At 44.0% G+C, this 19671-nt stretch carries 13 protein-coding genes; all 13 read right to left on the reverse strand.

Going from position 1 to position 19671, the window contains the following annotated elements; all coding sequences use genetic code 11:
• Positions 1 to 3 precede the first annotated feature (3 nt).
• Entirely contained in the window at positions 4 to 474 is a 471-nt protein-coding gene (locus tag EKM67_RS03495) for an arginine repressor (protein WP_125577351.1), read from the reverse strand.
• A gap of 8 nt (positions 475 to 482) precedes the next feature.
• Positions 483 to 2174, reverse strand: a complete 1692-nt coding sequence (argS, locus tag EKM67_RS03500; RefSeq protein ID WP_125577353.1) for an arginine--tRNA ligase — start codon at positions 2172 to 2174, stop codon at positions 483 to 485.
• 1052 nt (positions 2175 to 3226) lie between these two features.
• On the reverse strand, positions 3227 to 4345 hold the full coding sequence (gene dinB, locus EKM67_RS03505) for a DNA polymerase IV (protein WP_125577355.1): 1119 nt from the start codon (positions 4343 to 4345) through the stop codon (positions 3227 to 3229).
• 93 nt (positions 4346 to 4438) lie between these two features.
• Positions 4439 to 5899: a glucose-6-phosphate dehydrogenase gene (zwf, locus tag EKM67_RS03510; protein ID WP_125577357.1), complete on the reverse strand. Its 1461-nt coding sequence runs from the start codon at positions 5897 to 5899 to the stop codon at positions 4439 to 4441.
• 132 nt (positions 5900 to 6031) lie between these two features.
• Positions 6032 to 8638, reverse strand: a complete 2607-nt coding sequence (adhE, locus tag EKM67_RS03515) for a bifunctional acetaldehyde-CoA/alcohol dehydrogenase (protein WP_125577359.1) — start codon at positions 8636 to 8638, stop codon at positions 6032 to 6034.
• Between the two features lie 205 nt (positions 8639 to 8843).
• Positions 8844 to 9278 carry a preprotein translocase subunit YajC gene (gene yajC, locus EKM67_RS03520; RefSeq protein ID WP_225417299.1) on the reverse strand — a complete coding sequence of 145 codons (435 nt, stop codon included), beginning with the start codon at positions 9276 to 9278 and terminating at the stop codon, positions 8844 to 8846.
• Between the two features lie 78 nt (positions 9279 to 9356).
• A complete protein-coding gene (gene tgt, locus EKM67_RS03525) occupies positions 9357 to 10499 on the reverse strand; it encodes a tRNA guanosine(34) transglycosylase Tgt (protein ID WP_125577361.1) in 1143 nt (380 codons plus the stop codon).
• A 24-nt stretch (positions 10500 to 10523) separates the two neighbouring features.
• The gene (queA, locus tag EKM67_RS03530; protein ID WP_125577363.1) at positions 10524 to 11555 is read right to left on the reverse strand and encodes a tRNA preQ1(34) S-adenosylmethionine ribosyltransferase-isomerase QueA; all 1032 of its coding nucleotides are present in this window, start codon (positions 11553 to 11555) and stop codon (positions 10524 to 10526) included.
• A 20-nt stretch (positions 11556 to 11575) separates the two neighbouring features.
• Positions 11576 to 12589, reverse strand: coding sequence for a Holliday junction branch migration DNA helicase RuvB (ruvB, locus tag EKM67_RS03535; RefSeq protein ID WP_125577365.1), 1014 nt, complete (start codon positions 12587 to 12589; stop codon positions 11576 to 11578).
• A gap of 48 nt (positions 12590 to 12637) precedes the next feature.
• Positions 12638 to 13231 (reverse strand): Holliday junction branch migration protein RuvA, encoded by a 594-nt coding sequence (ruvA, locus tag EKM67_RS03540; protein ID WP_125577367.1) that lies wholly within the window; start codon positions 13229 to 13231, stop codon positions 12638 to 12640.
• 974 nt (positions 13232 to 14205) lie between these two features.
• Complete coding sequence (mutL, locus tag EKM67_RS03545) at positions 14206 to 16176, reverse strand: DNA mismatch repair endonuclease MutL (protein WP_125577369.1); 1971 nt, start codon at positions 16174 to 16176, stop codon at positions 14206 to 14208.
• Between the two features lie 14 nt (positions 16177 to 16190).
• Positions 16191 to 18782: a DNA mismatch repair protein MutS gene (gene mutS, locus EKM67_RS03550; protein ID WP_125577371.1), complete on the reverse strand. Its 2592-nt coding sequence runs from the start codon at positions 18780 to 18782 to the stop codon at positions 16191 to 16193.
• Positions 18783 to 18796: 14 nt separating this feature from the next.
• On the reverse strand, positions 18797 to 19597 hold the full coding sequence (locus EKM67_RS03555; RefSeq protein WP_125577374.1) for a TIGR00282 family metallophosphoesterase: 801 nt from the start codon (positions 19595 to 19597) through the stop codon (positions 18797 to 18799).
• Positions 19598 to 19671 lie beyond the last annotated feature (74 nt).

A 19671-nucleotide genomic window follows, 5' to 3' on the forward strand; every position in this document is an offset into this window, starting at 1 on the left:
AACTTATTGAAGACGCAAATGATCACTCAAAAAGCCGGCAACAGTCTGTGCTTGCGTGGCACTCTGACAGAAAGCCACAACCGTGTCATGACCGGCAATTGTGCCTAAAATATCCGTCGGCGGTGTATTACGCAAATCATCCAAAGCCGCCGCTAAAAAGTTACCATAGCTCGGGCTCGTATGAATAATGACCAAGAATTCAACAATATCGATCGACTTAGTCACTGTTTTTAACGCTGAAAATAGTCGAGCCTGAGCATCCCCGGTCGTCTCGGTCGAAAGTTTCAGATAACGAGACTTCCCATATTCATCGCGCATCTTAGTGATCTTCAACTCACGTAAATCACGAGATAACGTAGCCTGAGTCGTTTTCAACCCATATTCATGCAGATAGCCTTGCAGCTCTTCTTGCGTATGAACCAAATGCTCCTGGATAATCTTTGACAAAATTGCCTGACGTTCTTTTTTCTTCATGACTTCACCTACATCTCATCTGGTGCTTGCACACCTAATAATGCTAATGATTGTTGCAATACTTGGCTCGTTGCTTTAACGAGTGCTAAACGCGCGTTCAATTGATCGTCTTCGACCAGAATCTTAGAATTAGCATAATACTTGTTAAATGTCTTCGCTAAACGTAACGCATATTTTGCAATCACGGAAGGTTCATACTCATTAGCCGCACGCAGAACCATCGCGGGAAAATCAGCCAAATACTTGATTGTGTCCCAGGCGTTAGGATCTGCCAAATTCAAGACATCGTCCAGGTTAACTTCACGTTTTGCCTTGCGTAAAATACTCTGAGCACGGGCATTCGAATATTGTACATAAGGCCCAGTTTCACCTTCAAAACGAACCACTTCGCCTAAACTGAAATCAAAACTATCTAAGCGATCATTCTTTAAATCGTGGAAGATAACGGCGCCGACGCCGACTTGATGAGCAACTTGATCCGCATGAGCAAGATCAGGATTTTTAGCGGCGATTTGTTGCTTAGCTAAATCAACGGCCTCATCCAAAACCTTATCTAGCAAGACGACGTTACCCTTACGAGTGGACAACTTTTTGCCATCCTTGGTGATTAATCCGAATGGCACATGAATAATATCATCTGACCAGTCATCACCCATTTTCTTCAAAACGGCTTTCAACTGCTTGAAATGTTCGGTCTGTTCACTACCGACCACATATAATGACTTCGCAAAATGGAACTTGTTATAACGATCGGTGGCCGCTGCCAGGTCACGCGTAATGTATAACGTGGCACCGTCGGAACGCTTGATCAATGCCGGCGTTAAATTCTCGTCAGTCAAATCAACAATTTGTGCGCCACGACTCTCTTGTAGCAAATTCTTGGCCTTCAATTCATCGACAACTGGATCCATCTTGTCATTATAATAAGCTTCACCATTGAACGAATCGAATTCGATGCCAAGGCGATCATAGATCTTCTGGAATTCTGCCAGCGACAAACCACGGAACCATTCCCATAGATGCGTTGCTTCAGGATCGCCATCTTCTAGCTTCTTGAACCAAGCACGACCTTCGTCATCGAGCTCAGGATCTTTTTCAGCGGCTTCATGGAAATGAACATAATATTTCAACAAATTACCAATGGGATCTTCTTTAATTTCCGCCTCACTACCCCATTTGTGATAGCCGACGATCAACTTACCGAATTGCGTGCCCCAATCACCTAAATAATTGATCTTGATGGGTTGGTAACCAATTTTTTTGTAAATATTGGCCAACGCATTACCAATGACGGTAGAACGTAAATGCCCCATGGACATCGGTTTGGCAATGTTAGGCGAAGACATATCGATCGGTACATTACCAGCCTGACCAACCTGGGAATCGCCATATTGGTCGCCACTCGTCAAAATCGTTTGCAAGGTTGCTTCAGCAAAATTACCTTTGTTCAAAAAGAAATTAACGTAAGCACCAGTCGCTTCGATTTTTTCATAAGGTTCATGATCAAGCTGTTCAACTAATTCCTGAGCGATTTTTTGGGGTGCCTGATGACGTGATTTAGCCAAGATAAAGGTTGGAAATGCATAATCACCTAATTTTGACGATTTGGGAACTTCAAGTAAATTTTTAATTTCAGTGTTATTTAACTCGTCTGCCAAAACGGCACTCAAGCTATTGACGATCGTTGTTTTAATATCCATGTCATCCTCCATTTTGCCAAAGAAAAACCGCCCCTACATACAAAAGAGACGGGAATTCCGCGGTACTACATTACTAACCAAATCGAATACTTAAAGTAAATATTCAAGTGTCAACGATTGGCTGCGCCGAAATCTTGGGTTATCTAGGCTTTGTATCGGTTCTAGGTTGATTAGTCGGCCACAAAATTCCCATTACCATAGCAAATTAATTTATACATTTAGTATACAGTCTTTGTAGCAGAAATGCCACGGAAAACTTATAAAATTTGTGACGGGAAAGTCGGGGCTTTGATTGGGAATATTTTGTTTGGTTCCGGCGAAATTTGTGGTGGGAGCTGGGAAGCTGCTGTGGGGACGGCTCCAAGCTTTTGGAAATTCGCCAAAAGTTTTCCGCCTGAAATATGAGCTCTTCCAAAATCGGGAAGAGCTCATATTTCCCCTTTCTGTAAATTCGCAAAGATCGCTCATTAACAGAAATATCACTGCAGTCCCAGTTCCCACCATAAATTTCGCCTATTCTATTCGGAAGAGCTCGATATGTTTAACGTCACGTATTTAATTTATCTTTCTAAATTTCTAACGCGCAAAATGAAAATCGGCAATCTAGACACACGACAAATATAAAAATAGGCGCAGATTAGTCTGAAAAGCTGTAACAATAGCTTTTTGACTGTATCTTGCACCTATTTTAAAATTGGTCGTATGTTATTTTGCTCAGATTTGAAATTCATCACATTTTTTATTTTGTAATTCAGAGTAACGGCTACATTGTAAATCAACTTCCAGGAACCCTGTTATTCATTTCCTAAGCTAAACAAATTAAGTTTAGGTCGAAAGTGCTGGGGCAGGCAGTCATGGCAGTGACAACCATGTTGGCGGGCCGTTTTTGCCCGCCTTACATGGTGGATTGATTCGAGATTTTGCGGTCTTTGCAAAAGCTCAAATCGAAGCTCGGAGCTTTTCCCGCACTTGGAAAAGCGGAGAGCGGTCCCACAAGCCAACGTACTGCCGGCCCCAGCACTTTCGACCGAAGGTAGATAATTTTTTAAGAATCATTCAAACAAAGGCAAATCAATATTCTCAAACGAGCGCGGATCCAATTCTGTCACCGTTATCCCCAACAATCGAATGCCATTACTCAGATTTCCATGCGTCAGCCACAATTGCCAAGCAATTTGGAAAATTTGTTCCGCACTGACCACATATTGATCAAACGACTGCCGTTTCGTGGTGGTTTCGAATAAACTGTTGCGCATTTTAAGCACGATGACGCGCCCATGCATCTGCTGCTTCGCTAACGCTGCCGCAACTTGCTCGCTGATCGTGCGCAGTTCTCGTTCAACACGCTCGTTGACTTCGATCGGCGGATTATAAGTCCGCTCTTTGCCGATCGATCGGCGCTCACGTCGCTCCTGCACAGGGCTGTCATCGACACCACGCGCGTGTTTGTACATCACGAAACCCATTTTGTTGAATTTCGCGATCAGTTCCATTTGCGGGATCTTCAACAAATCCCCGCCTGTATAGACTTGCATCTCGTGTAAAACTTCTTGGGTTTTCTTGCCGACGCCAAAGAATTTATCGATCGGTAAATCTTGCAAGAAAGCCTGGGCCTGTTCTGGACGAATAATCGTGCGTCCCACTGGTTTGTTGTGATCAGAGGCAACTTTAGCAAGAAATTTATTATACGAAATCCCTAGCGAACAAGTTAAGTGCGTCGTTTGAATAATTTGTTGCTGGATCCGCATGGCAATTTTGATGGTGTTTGTTTCGTGCCATTTGTTCTCAGTCACATCTAGGAAAGCTTCATCTAGCGAAATCGGTTCAATTATATCCGTCACCTGATGAAAAATCTGGTGGATCTGCGCCGAAACGCTGCGATACAATTCAAAATGTGGTGGGACAAAGACAACTTTATCTCTGGGAATCAGCTTCAAGGCCTGGGCCGCGGGCATCGCCGAATGGACGCCATATTGCCGAGCCACATAATTAGCGGTGGTAACAACGCCGTGTCCGTGATTTTCGCGCGGATCCGCCGAGATCACCACCGCACGCGTTTTAAGTTCAGGATGTTCGCGGATTTCGACCGACGCATAAAAAGCATCCATGTCGACATGGATAATTTTGCGCTCGGTATGATATTGTAATGGAATTTCCAGCCATTCTGCCATCGAAACATCCCTCCCTGAAAAAAGCCATGGACTCGACCACATTTGTGTAGTTCGAGCTCACAGCTTCAAAATATAATCAGTCATTCACTTAAATTATTTACCTTGATAGATCCAATGACGACCTGTTTTTGCCAGCAAGGCATCCGCAGCTTTGGGTCCCATTGTGCCAGATTGATAATTAGGAAAATCTGGTTGCGAATCTTTTGCCCAAGCGTCGCGAATCGCATCAACGAAGTGCCATGAACCGGCCATACCTTCCCATTGGGCGAAATTGCCTTGCTTGCCCAGAATTGCCTCTAATAATAACCGCTCATAGGCATCGGGAACCTGTTTCTGTTGGTCATCATCCAACAGGTCAGTCAATTGGTGAGTTTCTACAACGTTACTCGTGCCGATTTTCTTGCCATTAACGGTCAGTAAGACGCCGGATTCGGGTTGAACTTCGATGGTCAAAACTGGATTTTCCAGTTTCTGATCACTGAACAAGTTAGCTACATCGGACTTGAACACAATATCAATGCACGTATTTTTAGCTGCTAACCGTTTCCCTGTCCGTACATAAAATGGAATGCCTTGCCATTCGGGTAAGTTCAAATCGATTTCGCCAGCCACAAACGTTTCAACGTTGGACTTGGGATCGATTTTGTCTTCATGACGATAGGCTTTCTGTGAACCATCTGCATTTTCATCATATTGGCCACGGACAAACTTCTCGGCCACATCAGTTTCCGAATAAACAGGTAGACTAGCAAAAACTTTGCTCTTTGCTTGGTTAATCTCATCATCCGTATATTGTTCTGGCTTGGGGAAAGTTAACATGGCAATGATCTGCATGATGTGATTCTGCACCATGTCACGCAAGGCACCAGCCGTTTCGTAATAACCGGCACGTTCTTCAACGCCCAGTGATTCTGCCAAAGTGATCTGCACGTTGTCGATGTAATCCTTATTCCAAACAGAGGTTAAGAATGGATTGCCAAAGCGCAAATACGGAATATTCTGAACCATTTCCTTACCAAGATAATGATCGATACGAAAGACTTGATTGCGGTCAAAAGTATCAACGATTGCCTGATTCAAAGCCAATGCGGACGGGTAGTCATGTCCGAACGGCTTTTCAATGATCAAACGATTATACCCTTCATTGCTCAACAAGTTTTCCGACTTCAAATGTTGCGCGATCGTGCCAAAGAGCGCGGGTGCCATCGCCATATAGAACAAGCGATTCCCGTTTAATTGATATTTTTCGTCTAGTTGATCGATCACTTTTTTCAAAGCGACGTAATGATCTGAATCTTTGACATCATGAGATTGATAATAAAAGTGACCGGCAAATTCTTGTTGCTGCTCATTCGTGCCTTCGTCTAAGTTTTCCAAGACACCTTGGCGGAAGAAATCATGCGTCCAAGGCCGCCGTGCTGTGCCGATGACGGCGAAGTGTTCGTTCAAAAATCCTTTTAAATAAAGTTGAAAGAGGGCTGGATAAAGTTTACGGTGTGCTAAATCGCCCGAACCACCAAAAATTACAAATAAGACATTATTTTCTTTAACCATAAGTTAACCGAACCTTTTCTTAAGAGATATCTATCATTTCTATTTTACACTACTCTACCCTAAACATTAAACAATTTCCCTCACTGACGACAAAAAAAGCCCAGCATGCGCTCGACTTTTTCTGTGCGGAATTTATTTCTTAGAGAAACTTGAAACGGGTCCTTCGTATTCGTCTAAAATCATTTGTTGCATATCTGCGATCAATGGTTCCTTAGGGTTCGTGATCGTGCAGTTATCTTCGTAAGCTAATTCTGCTAAACGTCCAGCAGCTTCAGTCACTTGTTGTTTGCTGATTCCTTGTTCGCGTAATGACATCTTGATGCCAACACTCTCAGCTAAATCAACGATTGCTTTGATCAGGGCATCGACTAATTCTTCGGTCGTGTTCCCTTTCAAGCCAACGTAGCGCGCAATTTCAGCATAGTCTTCATCGGCACGGAAGTAACTGTACTTAGCCCAAATCTGCCGTTTAGTCGGAACGAGTGAGTTATATTTGATGACATGTGGCATCGTGATCGTGATCACACGTCCGTGAGGCAAGTGATACTCGCCACCAAGTTTGTGGGCAATTGAGTGGTTGATCCCTAGCAAGGCATTGGCAAACGCCATCCCAGCCATAGTCGAAGCATCATGCATGTTTGCACGCGCTTCTTTGTCGCCATCCCAGCTCTTCTTCAAGTTTTCAAAGACTAATTTAGCCGCTTGTAAACTTAGGCCACGTGTATAATGTGAAGCCATCGTTGAAACATAACTTTCAATGGCGTGGCACAAAACATCGAGACCTGAGTCAGCAACAACTGTCTTAGGAACTGTTTCGATAAATTGACTATCAACGATGGCCACATTTGGTGTCAAAGCATAATCGGCTAAAGGATATTTGATGCCACTTTCGCTATCAGTAATAACGGCGAATGGTGTTACTTCTGAACCGGTACCAGAAGTTGTGGGAATGCAGACCAGTTTAACTTTGTCTAAGTTAGGGAATTTGTATGTCCGTTTACGGATATCCAAGAACTTCTGTTTAGCTCCCCAGAATGACGCGTCTGGAGCTGTATAGAATAACCACATGCCCTTAGCAGCATCCATAACTGAACCACCACCGACTGCGATGATCGTGTCAGGTTTGAATGAGCGCATCATTTCGGCACCTTTGTAAACTGTGTTTGATGATGGATCAGGTTCAACGTCGACGAAAGTTTGGTAAACAACTGACTCATCACGGCGATTCAAAGTTTCTTCAACTTTCTTGACATAGCCCAGTTTTGACATGCCTTGATCACCTACGATAAAAACCCGCTTCAAACCCTCCATCTTTTCCAGATAGTTCACTGAGTTTTTTTCGAAGTAAATTTTGGAAGGCAATTTAACCCATTGCATGTTGTTACGACGCATCGCAACTGTCTTGATGTTTAAGAGATCGAAAGTTCCCACGTTATGAGAAACCGAGTTGTGTCCGTATGAACCACAGCCTAATGTTAATGATGGCAATAAGTTGTTGTACAAATCACCGATACCACCAACAGTTGTCGGTTGGTTCACTAAGATCCGTGATGCGTGCATTGCAATACCGAAGTCGATGCTTAAATCTTCATCCGTGGTATGGATGGCAGCGGAGTGACCCTTGCCACCTAATTCCAACATTGCTTGGCAAAGTGCGAAGCCATCTTCATGATTCTTAGACTTGATCATGGCTAAAACTGGAGACAATTTTTCACGAGAAAGTGGATATTCGTCGCCCACACCATCGATCGGTGCAATGAGGACGGTTGTTTCTGCAGGAACTTTGATCCCAGCTAAACCGGCAATTTCGACGGCAGAATGACCAACGATTTTACCATTAACAGCGTGTTTGTCTTTGTCGATCACAACGTCTGACAAGCGTTTAACTTCGTCTTTAGTCGCGATGTAAGCATGTTGTGCCTTTAATTCGGCAGTGACTTCCTTGTAAATATCTTGATCAACGATGATTGCTTGTTCAGAAGCACAAACCATCCCGTTATCGAATGCCTTTGAAAGTAACACATCATTGACAGCTTGTTTGATATTAGCGGATTTTTCAACGTATGCGGGCACATTACCAGGGCCAACGCCAAGTGCTGGTTTACCAGTTGAATAAGCAGATTTAACCATGCCAGGGCCACCTGTTGCTAAAACAGAAGCCACACCAGGGTGGTTCATTAATTTTGTAGTTGCGTCGATGCTTGGTACTGGAACATAGCTCAACGCACCTGCAGGCAAGCCAGCTTCTTCAGCAGCAACTCGTAATGAATCCAAAGCTGCAGCAGAACTCTTCTGTGCGCCGGGGTGGAAAGCAAAGATGATTGGATTACGCGTCTTGATGGCGATCAGCGCCTTGAACATCGTCGTTGAAGTTGGGTTCGTAACAGGTGTAACCCCTGCTAAAACGCCGAGAGGTTCAGCAATTTTAACTAATTTATGGTCTTCATCGCGTTCGATGATCCCGACAGTTTTGTCATCTTTGATGGCGTGCCAAATTTCTTCGGTAGCGAACATGTTTTTAACGGCTTTATCTTCATAAACGCCACGGCCAGTTTCTTCTACGGCCATTTTTGCTAATTTCATATGGTCATTTAGACCCGCAATTGCCATCTGATGAACAATGTGGTCGATTTTTTCTTGGTCAAAACCTTCTAGAATATCAAGCGCTTTATTTGCCTTGACAACTAATTCGTCGATCATAACTTCAACTTCGTTTGTTTTAGGTTCTGTTTTTAACATGATGGATCCTCCTCGGGTTTTCACATTTTCGTTATCCATTTCACAAGAATTATATTACCCTATTTCGAATCATTTGTAAACCCCTTTCCGTGAATTTTTTCACGGAAATTTAAAATTAGTTCGAAAACGTTATCATTGCAGTGTTTTAGGCAATAAAAAAACGAGCCCCATTTTATGGCTCGTTCTAATTACTGCGTATTGAAATTTATTGATCAGAGTCTTTATCTTCTGATTGATCGGGATCAACAGCTGGTTCTTCGCTAACTGTTGTCTCATCTTCAACGCTGTGACTGCCGGTGATTTCTTCAGTCGTGGTACTTGAAGCAACACCCGTGCCAGGTTTAACGTCGCGGATCGCTGTCCGGTTGAAAGTTAATAAAATGCCATCAGCGTCGACAACAACAGTGCCTTCATCCACGTTGATCGTGTCGATCACACCATGTAAGCCACCGATCGTGACGATCGAATCGCCTTGCTTCATGCCACCCAACATTTGTTGACGTTGATTTTGTTGCTTCTTACCAGGACGGATCATCGTGAAATACATAACCGCAAACATGATCACAATAATGATCAAGAAAGAGAAACTACCGCCGGCACCTGAACCAGTTGCTGCAGCTGCTAATAATAAATTGTTCAATTCTACACCTCATCAGTTTTTTAATAAATTTTGTTAACTATACCTTACCAAAACTACAAGCAAACTTCCAGTCAGTTTTTAAAAATTCTTAGCGTTTACATCGTTAAAGCCGTAGTTTTCGAAAAATTCGGCACGAAAATCGAGTAAATTGTCGTCCATGATGGCTTGACGTACTTGTTTCATCACATTCTGCAAGAAATACAAATTATGATATGAAGTTAAACGCAACCCAAACGTTTCGTCGGCCTTGATCAAATGACGAACATAGGCACGAGAATAATTACGACACGTGTAGCAATTGCAATTATCATCGATCGGACCAAAATCATGCGCATATTGGGCATTCTTGACCACCAAGCGACCATGTGAAGTCATACAGGTACCATTGCGGGCGATTCGCGTTGGTAAAACGCAATCGAACATATCGATGCCGCGAATCACGCCGTCGATCAGAGAATCGGCGGAACCAACCCCCATTAAGTAACGAGGTTTGTTTTCTGGCAACAATGGTGTCGTGAATTCTAACATTTCATTCATTTCTGGTTTTGATTCACCGACAGAAAGTCCACCGATCGAATAACCGGGGAAATCCATTGCGGTTAGATCCGCCGCACTTTGCTTACGCAAATCTTTGAAACCAGCACCCTGAACGATACCAAATAAACCTTGCGTATCTGGATTCTGATGAGCTCTAAGTCCCCGCTCCGCCCAACGTGAAGTCCGTTCGACCGATTTCTTCACATAATCGTAACTCTCATAATACGGTGGACACTCGTCGAAGCTCATCATAATATCCGGGCCAAGGTCATTTTCGATCCCGATTGCTTTTTCTGGGGTCAAAAACAGCTTTTCACCATTCAAATGACTGCGGAAATGCACGCCTTCTTCGGTAATATCACGAATCTTGGCCAGCGAAAAGACTTGGAAACCACCTGAATCCGTCAAAATTCCCTTAGGCCAATTCATAAACTTGTGCAGGCCACCGGCTTCTTTAACAATATCTTGGCCGGGACGCAACCAAAGATGATAAGTGTTGGCTAGAATCATGCCGGCGCCCATCTCATCTAGTTCTTCTGGTGCCAAAGATTTTACCGAGGCTTGAGTACCAACGGGCATAAACATCGGCGTTGGAAAAGTGCCGTGTGGCGTGATCAACTCACCCAAACGTGCGCCCGTATGTTTTTCTTTTTTGATTAAATGATACTGAATCGGACTTGTCATTAATTATCCTCTTTCAAACTCGCGTTATTTAATAAACATGGCATCGCCGAAACTGAAGAAGCGATAACGTTCTTTGATGGCATGCTCATAAGCATTTAAAATTGTTTCGCGGCCGGTAAACGATGCAACCAGCATGACTAACGTTGATTTTGGTAAATGGAAATTGGTGATGAAAGCATCGACGGCCTTCCATTCGTAGCCAGGCTTGATGAAAATATCGGTCCAACCACTATCGGCCTTGAGCTCACCATCAAATTTCGTGGCGACAGTTTCCAAAGTCCGGATCGAAGTAGTCCCAGTTGCGACAATGCCGCCACCATTACGGTGAACTTCGTTAAGTGTATCGGCAGCTTCTTGACTGAATTGATAAAATTCGCTGTGCATCTTATGGTCTTCAATATTATCTTCTGAAACTGGCCGGAAAGTCCCTAAACCAACGTGTAAAGTCAGATAAACTAACTTGACACCCTTGTCTTCAACTTTTTTCAGTAATTCCTTGGTCCAGTGCAAGCCAGCTGTAGGTGCAGCAGCCGATCCGAGTTCTTTCGAATAAACCGTTTGATAACGTTCAGGATCGTCCAACTTTTCTTTAATATATGGTGGTAATGGTGTTTCGCCTAAACTCTCAAGAATTTCTAGGAAAATCCCATCGTAATCGAATTTGATCATGCGACCACCGTGATCTAAAATTTTCGTGACCGTCGCCGTCAACTCACCATCACCGAAAACAACCTTGGTACCAACGTGTGCATGGCGGGCAGGCTTCATTAAAGTTTCCCACTCATCATCGACTGTGTTCCGCAGCAATAAAACCTCTTCGTGGCCACCAGTATCGGCTTTGACGCCATATAAACGTGCGGGCATGACGCGGCTATCGTTCATTACGACCGCATCGCCGGCGTGCAACTGATCAATAATATCGTAGAAATGTTTGTCTGCCATTTCACCGGTCTTGTGATCGAGAACGAGTAAACGCGAGCTATCACGCTTTTCAATTGGGGTTTGGGCGATCAATTCTTGTGGTAGATCATAATCAAAATCTTCAGTGGTTAACATCTTTTTCCCTCTTTTGAGTACTATTTTTGTTCAGGCATTGCTAAGCCTAGGTGTTGATAGGCTTTGGGTGTCACCATGCGGCCACGACTCGTTCGTTTCAAGAAGCCGTTCTGCAATAAAAATGGTTCATACATGGTTTCGACGGTTTCAACATCTTCGCCAATATTAACGGCAATGGTGTTCAGCCCGACTGGACCGCCATCATATAAGTCGATCATCATCTTTAATAAGCGGCGATCGACTTGATCTAAGCCGGAACGATCGACGCGCAATTGGGTCAACGCCTTTGCAGCGAGTGTTTCGTCGATCACTTCTTGGTCGGAAACTTCGGCGAAATCACGCACCCGTTTCAACAAGCGGTTAGCCACACGCGGCGTCCCCCGCGCTCGCAACGCAACTTCCATGGCTGCTTCAGGCGTAATGTGGGTTTGCAAAACATCCGCCGAACGCTGCACGATTTCTTGCAGATCTTTGTATTCATAATAATTCAATGACGCTAAAATTCCGAACCGATCGCGCAATGGTGCCGACAATAATCCGGCTCGCGTCGTGGCGCCGATCAACGTAAACGGTGGTAATGGAAAATGAACGGGATGGGCAGTCGGTCCTTGGCCAACGATGATATCAACGTAAAAGTCCTCCATAGCCGAGTAGAGCGTTTCTTCGACGGCTCGTGGAAGCCGATGGATCTCATCGATAAAAAGCACGTCACCCGCCTGTAACTCACTCAAAACGGATAATAAATCGCCAGACTTCTCAATGGCTGGACCAGCAGTCGTGCGAATATTAACGCCTAATTCATTAGCAATCACAAAAGCTAACGTCGTTTTTCCTAAACCGGGTGGGCCAAATAAAAGCACATGATCCATCGCTTCTTCACGTTGCTTAGCCGCCTTGATATAGACCTGCAACTCGGTTTTGATTTTATCTTGACCAATATATTCCTTGAGAAGATGAGGACGCAACGACTTTTCGATCACGTTCTCGTTTTCATCTATCGGCTGATCACTTAAAATACGTTCATCATCTGCCATCAGTTAGACACCTCCGTTCATTCATTGATAACTTCATGTTCTATTATACTAGTGACTCAATAATTTTAAACCGGCCCGCACATATTCGTCGGGACCGTTCAGTTCTAACTTTTCTAATTTGGGCGTGATACGATCCAATTCTTTGACCGAATAACCAAGCGCTGCTAAAGCCGCTAAGCCATCCGTGAAATTCTCATCATGTACACCCGTATCGTCTGCTGCAGGTGACGTTGATTTTTGCGTGTCAGAAAGCACAATTTTATCTTTCAGATCCAGAATAATTTGTTGCGCGGTTTTTTTGCCGACGCCTGGAAACTTGGTCAGGAATTTAACGTCCCCGTTGGCAATGGCGATCGTTAAACCGTCATGATCATTCGCTGCCAAAATCGCCAAGCCACTCTTAGGACCGATACCGGCAACGCTAGTCAATTGATCAAACAAGGCTTTTTCGGCTTCATTGCTAAAGCCGTATAAAACTTGTTCCGTGTCGCGGATCACTTGCTCAACGTAAATTGTGACCGATTCATCGACTTTAAATGCGTAAGGATTCCCGACTAATAGTTTATAGCCGATGCCGTTGACTTCTAAGACGATAAACGTGGGCTTGACGATGGTGACAACACCGCTCATATATTCGTACATAAAATTCCTCTTTCATGACTGTGGTCAGGATCAAAAATTTTGCGTGTGCTGACTAACATTTAAATGATTTCTTAATATAGGCAAAGGCATTCATTGCCGCTTCTTTTTGTGTTTGTCTCAATGAAACATTGTAGCATGGTATTAGGCTTTTCTCAAATTGCGTGAGACCTGATCTACCTGCGGCAGAAGTTGCTCCAGAAAATAGTGGGAAATTGCTGTGGGGACGGCTGCAGGATTTCCAAAAACCGGAAATTCTTCCGCCTAAAATGTGAGCTCCGGAAAACCGCCGGATCTCACATTTTCCCATTTTGTAAATTCGCAAAGACCGCTCATTAACAAAATTACCACTGCAATCCCACTATTTTCTTACGCAACTTCTGCCTAAACTTATTTCGTTTAGGCTAGGATCTGAATAACAGGGTTCCTCAAACTTGATGGACATTGTGTCTTTACTCAGAATAGTTTTTCAAAAAAATCTGAACGATGATCAAGTCCGCCTTTCGTCCTCTACAAAAACCGGTTGCGGTACAAATTAGTCGCACAGGACTAGCCGTTGACTAGAGTCAGCACTAAAAAACTGCCGAGATGAGTCAGAACGCGGAAGAAAAAATTACTGATCACTGTGAAATCGTTCTTGTGGGACTTAATTTAATTTTTAAAGCAACTCAGAATAGTTGATCACCATAATAGTTTCCAACTTATCTAAAGTCCCACTAGAACGAGGGTGATCTTCAAGACTTTTGCGGTTTTCAAAAGGCTTGAAGTCATCCCCAGAGTGAGCAGTGATTTTTTCTGGAGTGTTATGACGGAACCAAACTAAATATTACCGCACGCATAATAAGCCTTCATGAATCAGTTGGAAACTTTAAAAGTCATCCCCACAGCGAGGCGCAACATTTTTCTGGAGCGTTATGACGGAACCAAACTAAATCCTACCTCACGTAAACAAAGCCTTCCAGATTAGTTTTCCAGTGCTATTCTCCATCCCAATGCTGATGCGGATCTTGAATGCGTTTAAACATCTTACCCAATTCCTGATCACTAAAATGCACCAACACCGGCCGGCCATGAGGACAATTAAATGGATTCTCCGCCTGAGCCAGATCGACTAATAATTGCTGTGCCTGACTGGCTTCCATATGATGATTAGCCTTGATCGAACGCTTGCAGCTCATCATGATCGCCGTTTTTTCGCGGAACTTGGCAACTGAGATTCGCCCATCCGCTAAGAAATAATCGATCATTTCTTCAATCGTGTCTTCTTCCTGACCAGCCTCGAACCAAGTCGGATGCGTATGGACGATAAAACTATTCTCACCAAATACCTCAAGATGTAAGCCAATATCGGCCAACAAATCTAGGTGTGCTTTGATTTGGACGAAATCTGATGCTGAGTAATTCAAGACGATCGGCACCAATAGATTTTGTTGATCTTGGCCAACTTTACCAATTTCAACTCGATAATATTCATATTTGACCCGCTCCTGAGCAGCGTGCTGGTCAAGAATATAAAAACCATCTTCACTCTCGGCAATCAAGAAGGTACCGTGAACTTGCCCCACATAACGTAATTCGGGAAAACGCGGCCCTTTAGTCGCCACATTTGAATTCGTGTCTAACTCGGTTTGTGCCTTGGCGTCTGCAATTTGGGCTGAGTCCGCCGTAAACGCACGGGGATGTTGATCAGAATCGAGCCACTGATCCCAGTTCGACAACTTGCTTTCATCTGTAAAAATCGATTCAGATGCCGCGACATCGGGAACAGGTTCGGATCCCGGTCGTCTAGTTTGTGATTGCGGTGTGACATAAGTCGGTAAACTTTCGGAAACTTGTGGTGTCTGTGAACTTTGATATTGTTCACGTTGGTGCGCACTGGCCTGTTCCAAATTTAAGTTAAGCTGATCGAGATCAACCGGCGTCTGATGGCTCTTTAAATTTTCCATGGCATCTGGAATTAGGTTTTCTTTACCAAGCGTGTCCCGCACAATCGAGGTCAATAGCTTCATTAATTCTGGTTCTTTACTCAAGCGCACTTCTCGCTTGGTGGGATGCACGTTCACATCGACTAACAATGGATCCATGGTGATATCGATAATGGCCACTGGATAACGGCCGACCATTAACTTCGAACCATAACCTTCGATCAAAGCCTTATTCAATTGAAAATTACGAATGTAACGCCCATTGATCAGGAAAGAAAGATAATTTTTACTTGCACGAGTCACTGCTGGACGAGAAATATACCCTGAAATTTTAAAATCAAGGTCTTCGCCTTCGATCGGCAACAATTCTTTAGCCAATTTAATATCGTAAATACCGGCAATTGTCTGTAATAACTTATCATTGCCGACAGTGTTCAACATTTGATTGCCATCATTGACTAACGTGAGTGAAACCGCGGGATAACTCAAGGCGATGCGGTTAACGATATCCGCGACGTGAGACAATTCGGTCGACAAGGACTTCAAATATTTCAAACGCGCTGGCGTATTATAGAATAAATCCTTAACCGTCAGCGTGCTACCCTTGGGATGGGAAGCCTTCGTGATTTCGGCATCCGCTTCGGAAATCTGCAATTCTCGACCGCTTTCTGGTTCACCGATGCTGGTCTTCAGATCAACATGCGCAACGGCGGCGATACTTGCTAAGGCTTCTCCACGAAATCCCAGTGAGTGGACGCGAAAAAGATCTTCCCGAGAGGAGATCTTGCTGGTGGTATGTCTTAAAAAAGCAATCTCTAAATCGTCTGGTGCAAACCCCGAACCGTTATCGATTACTTGGATCTCGGTCAAGCCGGAATCTTTGAGGAAAATTTGAATCTTGGTCGCCCCAGCATCGACGGCATTTTCGACCAATTCTTTAACGACAGAAGCTGGTCGTTCAATGACTTCCCCAGCCGCGATTTGGTTACTTAATAATTCTGATAATTGATGAATTTTTCCCATTGTGGCCTCCAGGATCAATTAAGTGATTTTTGCCACTCATTGATCAAATTCATGGCGTCGATCGGTGTTAGCTGCAATAAATTAGTCGTTTTGATTTGATCGATCAACGTTTGCACTTCTGTTGGTATTTGTGGTGGTGCTTGTTTTTCGGGAGCTGGTTTATCTGCAATTGTAAATAACGGCAATTGTTCCGTTAGCGGTAAATCTTCATTAACCAATTCATTGCCATCCGCCTCCAGAACATGCAAAACTTGAGCGGCGTGTTTCGTGACTTGGCTCGGTAATCCGGCCAATTTAGCGACGTGGATCCCATAAGATTTGTCGGCAGGTCCAGGCAAGACTTGATGTAGAAAAATCAGCTTGCCGTTTTCTTCCGTTGCGCCAACGTGAACATTTTCTAATTTCTCTAAGCGTTCTGATAATTGGGTCAATTCATGATAATGGGTGGAAAAAAGCGTCTTGGCACCCAGATGATCATGAATATATTCGATGATGGCATCTGCCAAGGCAATCCCGTCATAAGTCGCCGTCCCGCGCCCCAACTCGTCGAATAGCAACAAACTGTGACTCGTTCCGTTGAGCAAAGCATCATTAGCCTCTTTCATTTCCACCATGAAGGTACTTTCGCCGGAAATCAAATCATCCGCGGCACCGATGCGAGTAAAGATCTGATCAAAAATCGGCAATTTTGCACTTTCAGCGGGCACGAAACAGCCCACTTGCGCCATGATCACGATCAAGCCCAGTTGACGCATATAAGTACTCTTACCAGACATATTTGGTCCCGTGATCAACAAAATGTTCGTATCGGCTTTCATGATCACCGAATTGGGAATATAAGTATTGGCGGGTAAAACTTTCTCGACGACCGGATGACGACCATTGATGAGTTCGATATCCTGACTCTTCGTCGAGAGTTCCGGTCGAACATAACGCCCCGCCTCACTCAACACCGCGAATCCTTGCAAGACATCCAAGGTGGCAATTTGTTTCGCCAAATCCTGAATCCGACCGGTTTGATCCTTGATCTGATCACGAACCTCGACAAATAATTGATATTCGAGTTCGGTCGACTTCTCACGCGCCTGTAAAATTAACGATTCGCGATCCTTCAATTCAGGCGTAATGTAACGTTCGGCGTTAGTCAGCGTTTGCTTACGTTGATAGCGATCGGTTGGCACTAACTTTTTATTAGCATTGGTAACTTCAATATAATAACCGAAAACACGATTATAGCCAACTTTAAGCGTCGAAATCCCGGTGGCTTTGCGTTCATCGGCTTCCATTTGCGCCAGCCAACTTTGACCGTCCGTCATTGCCGAGCGGTATTGATCGAGTTGCGCGTTAAATCCCGTCTTGATCACATTACCGTCGGTGATCGACACTGGCGTTTCTTCGTTGATTGCAGCATCGATCAAGTCGCGAATATCGGCTAACTCATCTAAATCGCGGCCGATTTTCTGCAACGTTGGTTCTGGTAAGCCTTGCAAAACCGACTTGATCGTCGGAATTTGACTCAGCGAATTAAATAATTGAATCAAGTCGCGACCATTCGCACTGCCAAAAGCAATCCGACCAGCCAACCGTTCCAAATCATAAACTTTTTGTAAAGCCTGTTGTAAAGTGACCCGCTCGAAATAATGATCGATCAAAGTCGCCACAACTTCTTGGCGCTGATTCAATTGGGCTTCGTTTAATAGTGGCCGATTCAACCACTGCTTCAGCAAGCGACCGCCCATCGCTGTTTTCGTCTTATCTAATAACCAGAGTAACGTGCCTTCACGTTTACCCGTGCGCAACGATTCGAAAAGTTCCAAATTCGATTTGGCGCTGTGATTCATTCGCAAATATTGGTCGATCTCATATGACTCCGCCTGTTGTAAATGGCTCAATGATCGTTTTTGTGTGCTCAACAAATAATTGACCAATATTTTTAAAACCGCCAGTTCACCTGGCCGTTTTGTTTTTTGCGCAACAAAATGGAATTCACTGGAATCGCTGATTTTTTTATTCTCAGAGATCATCAATCCTAAAGTCTGGAGTTGTTGGCGTTCTTCAGACGAAACTTTCTCATCCACCACAACTTCTTTGGTATTCAAATTAAGGACTTCATTGACTACTTCGTTGAACGTGTGCAGTGTGGTCGTGCGCACTTCACCCGTCGTTAAATCCGAATAAGCCAACGCATAAATGGCATCAAACCGAGTCAATGCGGTTAAATAATTGTTTTGTTTAGCGGTGGTGGCATTCTGATCCATCATCGTTCCTGGTGTGATCAATTGGATCACTTCACGCTTGACCATGCCCTGGGCGAGTTTCGGATCTTCGACTTGTTCGCAGATTGCCACTTTATAACCCTTATCGATCAAAATATCGATATAATTTTGCGCAGCGTGATGTGGCACACCACACATCGGAATTGGATCTTGGGCACTCTTATTACGTGCGGTTAAAGTTAGTTCTAATATTTGTGAGCCCTTAATGGCGTCATCATTGAATAATTCATAAAAATCACCAATACGGTAAAACAAAAAAGCATCTTGATAATCTTTCTTGATTGCCAAGTATTGCTGCATCATTGGGGTATCTTTAGTTGTTTGTGGCATAAAATAACCGACTCCTAATCTATGAAAGGATGATCCGGAGAAATACTGATCAATTCAATATGACTTGTTTTACCGGTCTGATCGTTCAAATCAATCACACAACCATTGATTTGACCGGGGCCTTCAGCAGGCGTTTCGAAACGAACCGGACGATGAAGTAAAAAGCGTTCGATGACTTTTTCCTTGGTCATCCCGAGAATTTCATTATAAGGACCCGTCATGCCAGCGTCGGTTAAATAAGCGGTGCCTCCTGGTAAGATCCGGGCATCGTTTGTTTGCACATGAGTATGCGTCCCGATCACAGCGGAAACACGACCATCGACATACCAACTGAACGCAATCTTCTCACTAGTTGTTTCCGCGTGGAAATCCACGAAAATCGCATCACATTTGTCTTTGATTTCAGTATATATTTCTTCAAATTTTGCAAAGGGATCATCAATGCTGTCGAGAAAAACCCGACCTTGCAAGTTGATCACACCAACCGTTGCCTGATTCACTTTGATCAGCACATAACCTTTACCAGGCGTCACATTTTTCGGATAATTGGCTGGGCGGATCAACTTGCTCGCCTCGTCAATGAAATCATAAATCTCATCCTTATCGAAGGTATGATTGCCCATGGTCACCACATCGGCGCCAGAACTCAAGATCATCTTGTACAACGCACGTGTAATTCCCTTACCGTTGGCAATATTCTCGCCGTTAACGATCGTTAATTGCGGCCGAAACTTCGCCTTGATCTTCGGCAAATAATCACCCAACATTTGTTGACCGATCGGCCCCATGACATCACCAATAAAAACAATTCGCATGACTTACCCCTTTTCATTACAGACCATTTTATCATAATTAAGCTGATATTTCAGGAGCTGGGAAGCCAAACACA

The sequence above is a fragment of the Lapidilactobacillus mulanensis genome (assembly GCF_003946215.1).
Classification (GTDB): Bacteria; Bacillota; Bacilli; order Lactobacillales; family Lactobacillaceae; genus Lapidilactobacillus; species Lapidilactobacillus mulanensis.

What these genes read in the sequence shown, in the direction of transcription:
- EKM67_RS03495 (WP_125577351.1), bottom strand. Translation starts at nt 474, where the DNA reads ATGAAGAAAAAAGAACGTCAGGCAATTTTGTCAAAGATTATCCAGGAG.
- argS (WP_125577353.1), bottom strand. Translation starts at nt 2,174, where the DNA reads ATGGATATTAAAACAACGATCGTCAATAGCTTGAGTGCCGTTTTGGCA.
- dinB (WP_125577355.1), bottom strand. Translation starts at nt 4,345, where the DNA reads ATGGCAGAATGGCTGGAAATTCCATTACAATATCATACCGAGCGCAAA.
- zwf (WP_125577357.1), bottom strand. Translation starts at nt 5,899, where the DNA reads ATGGTTAAAGAAAATAATGTCTTATTTGTAATTTTTGGTGGTTCGGGC.
- adhE (WP_125577359.1), bottom strand. Translation starts at nt 8,638, where the DNA reads ATGTTAAAAACAGAACCTAAAACAAACGAAGTTGAAGTTATGATCGAC.
- tgt (WP_125577361.1), bottom strand. Translation starts at nt 10,499, where the DNA reads ATGACAAGTCCGATTCAGTATCATTTAATCAAAAAAGAAAAACATACG.
- queA (WP_125577363.1), bottom strand. Translation starts at nt 11,555, where the DNA reads ATGTTAACCACTGAAGATTTTGATTATGATCTACCACAAGAATTGATC.
- ruvB (WP_125577365.1), bottom strand. Translation starts at nt 12,589, where the DNA reads ATGGCAGATGATGAACGTATTTTAAGTGATCAGCCGATAGATGAAAAC.
- ruvA (WP_125577367.1), bottom strand. Translation starts at nt 13,231, where the DNA reads ATGTACGAATATATGAGCGGTGTTGTCACCATCGTCAAGCCCACGTTT.
- mutL (WP_125577369.1), bottom strand. Translation starts at nt 16,176, where the DNA reads ATGGGAAAAATTCATCAATTATCAGAATTATTAAGTAACCAAATCGCG.
- mutS (WP_125577371.1), bottom strand. Translation starts at nt 18,782, where the DNA reads ATGCCACAAACAACTAAAGATACCCCAATGATGCAGCAATACTTGGCA.
- EKM67_RS03555 (WP_125577374.1), bottom strand. Translation starts at nt 19,597, where the DNA reads ATGCGAATTGTTTTTATTGGTGATGTCATGGGGCCGATCGGTCAACAA.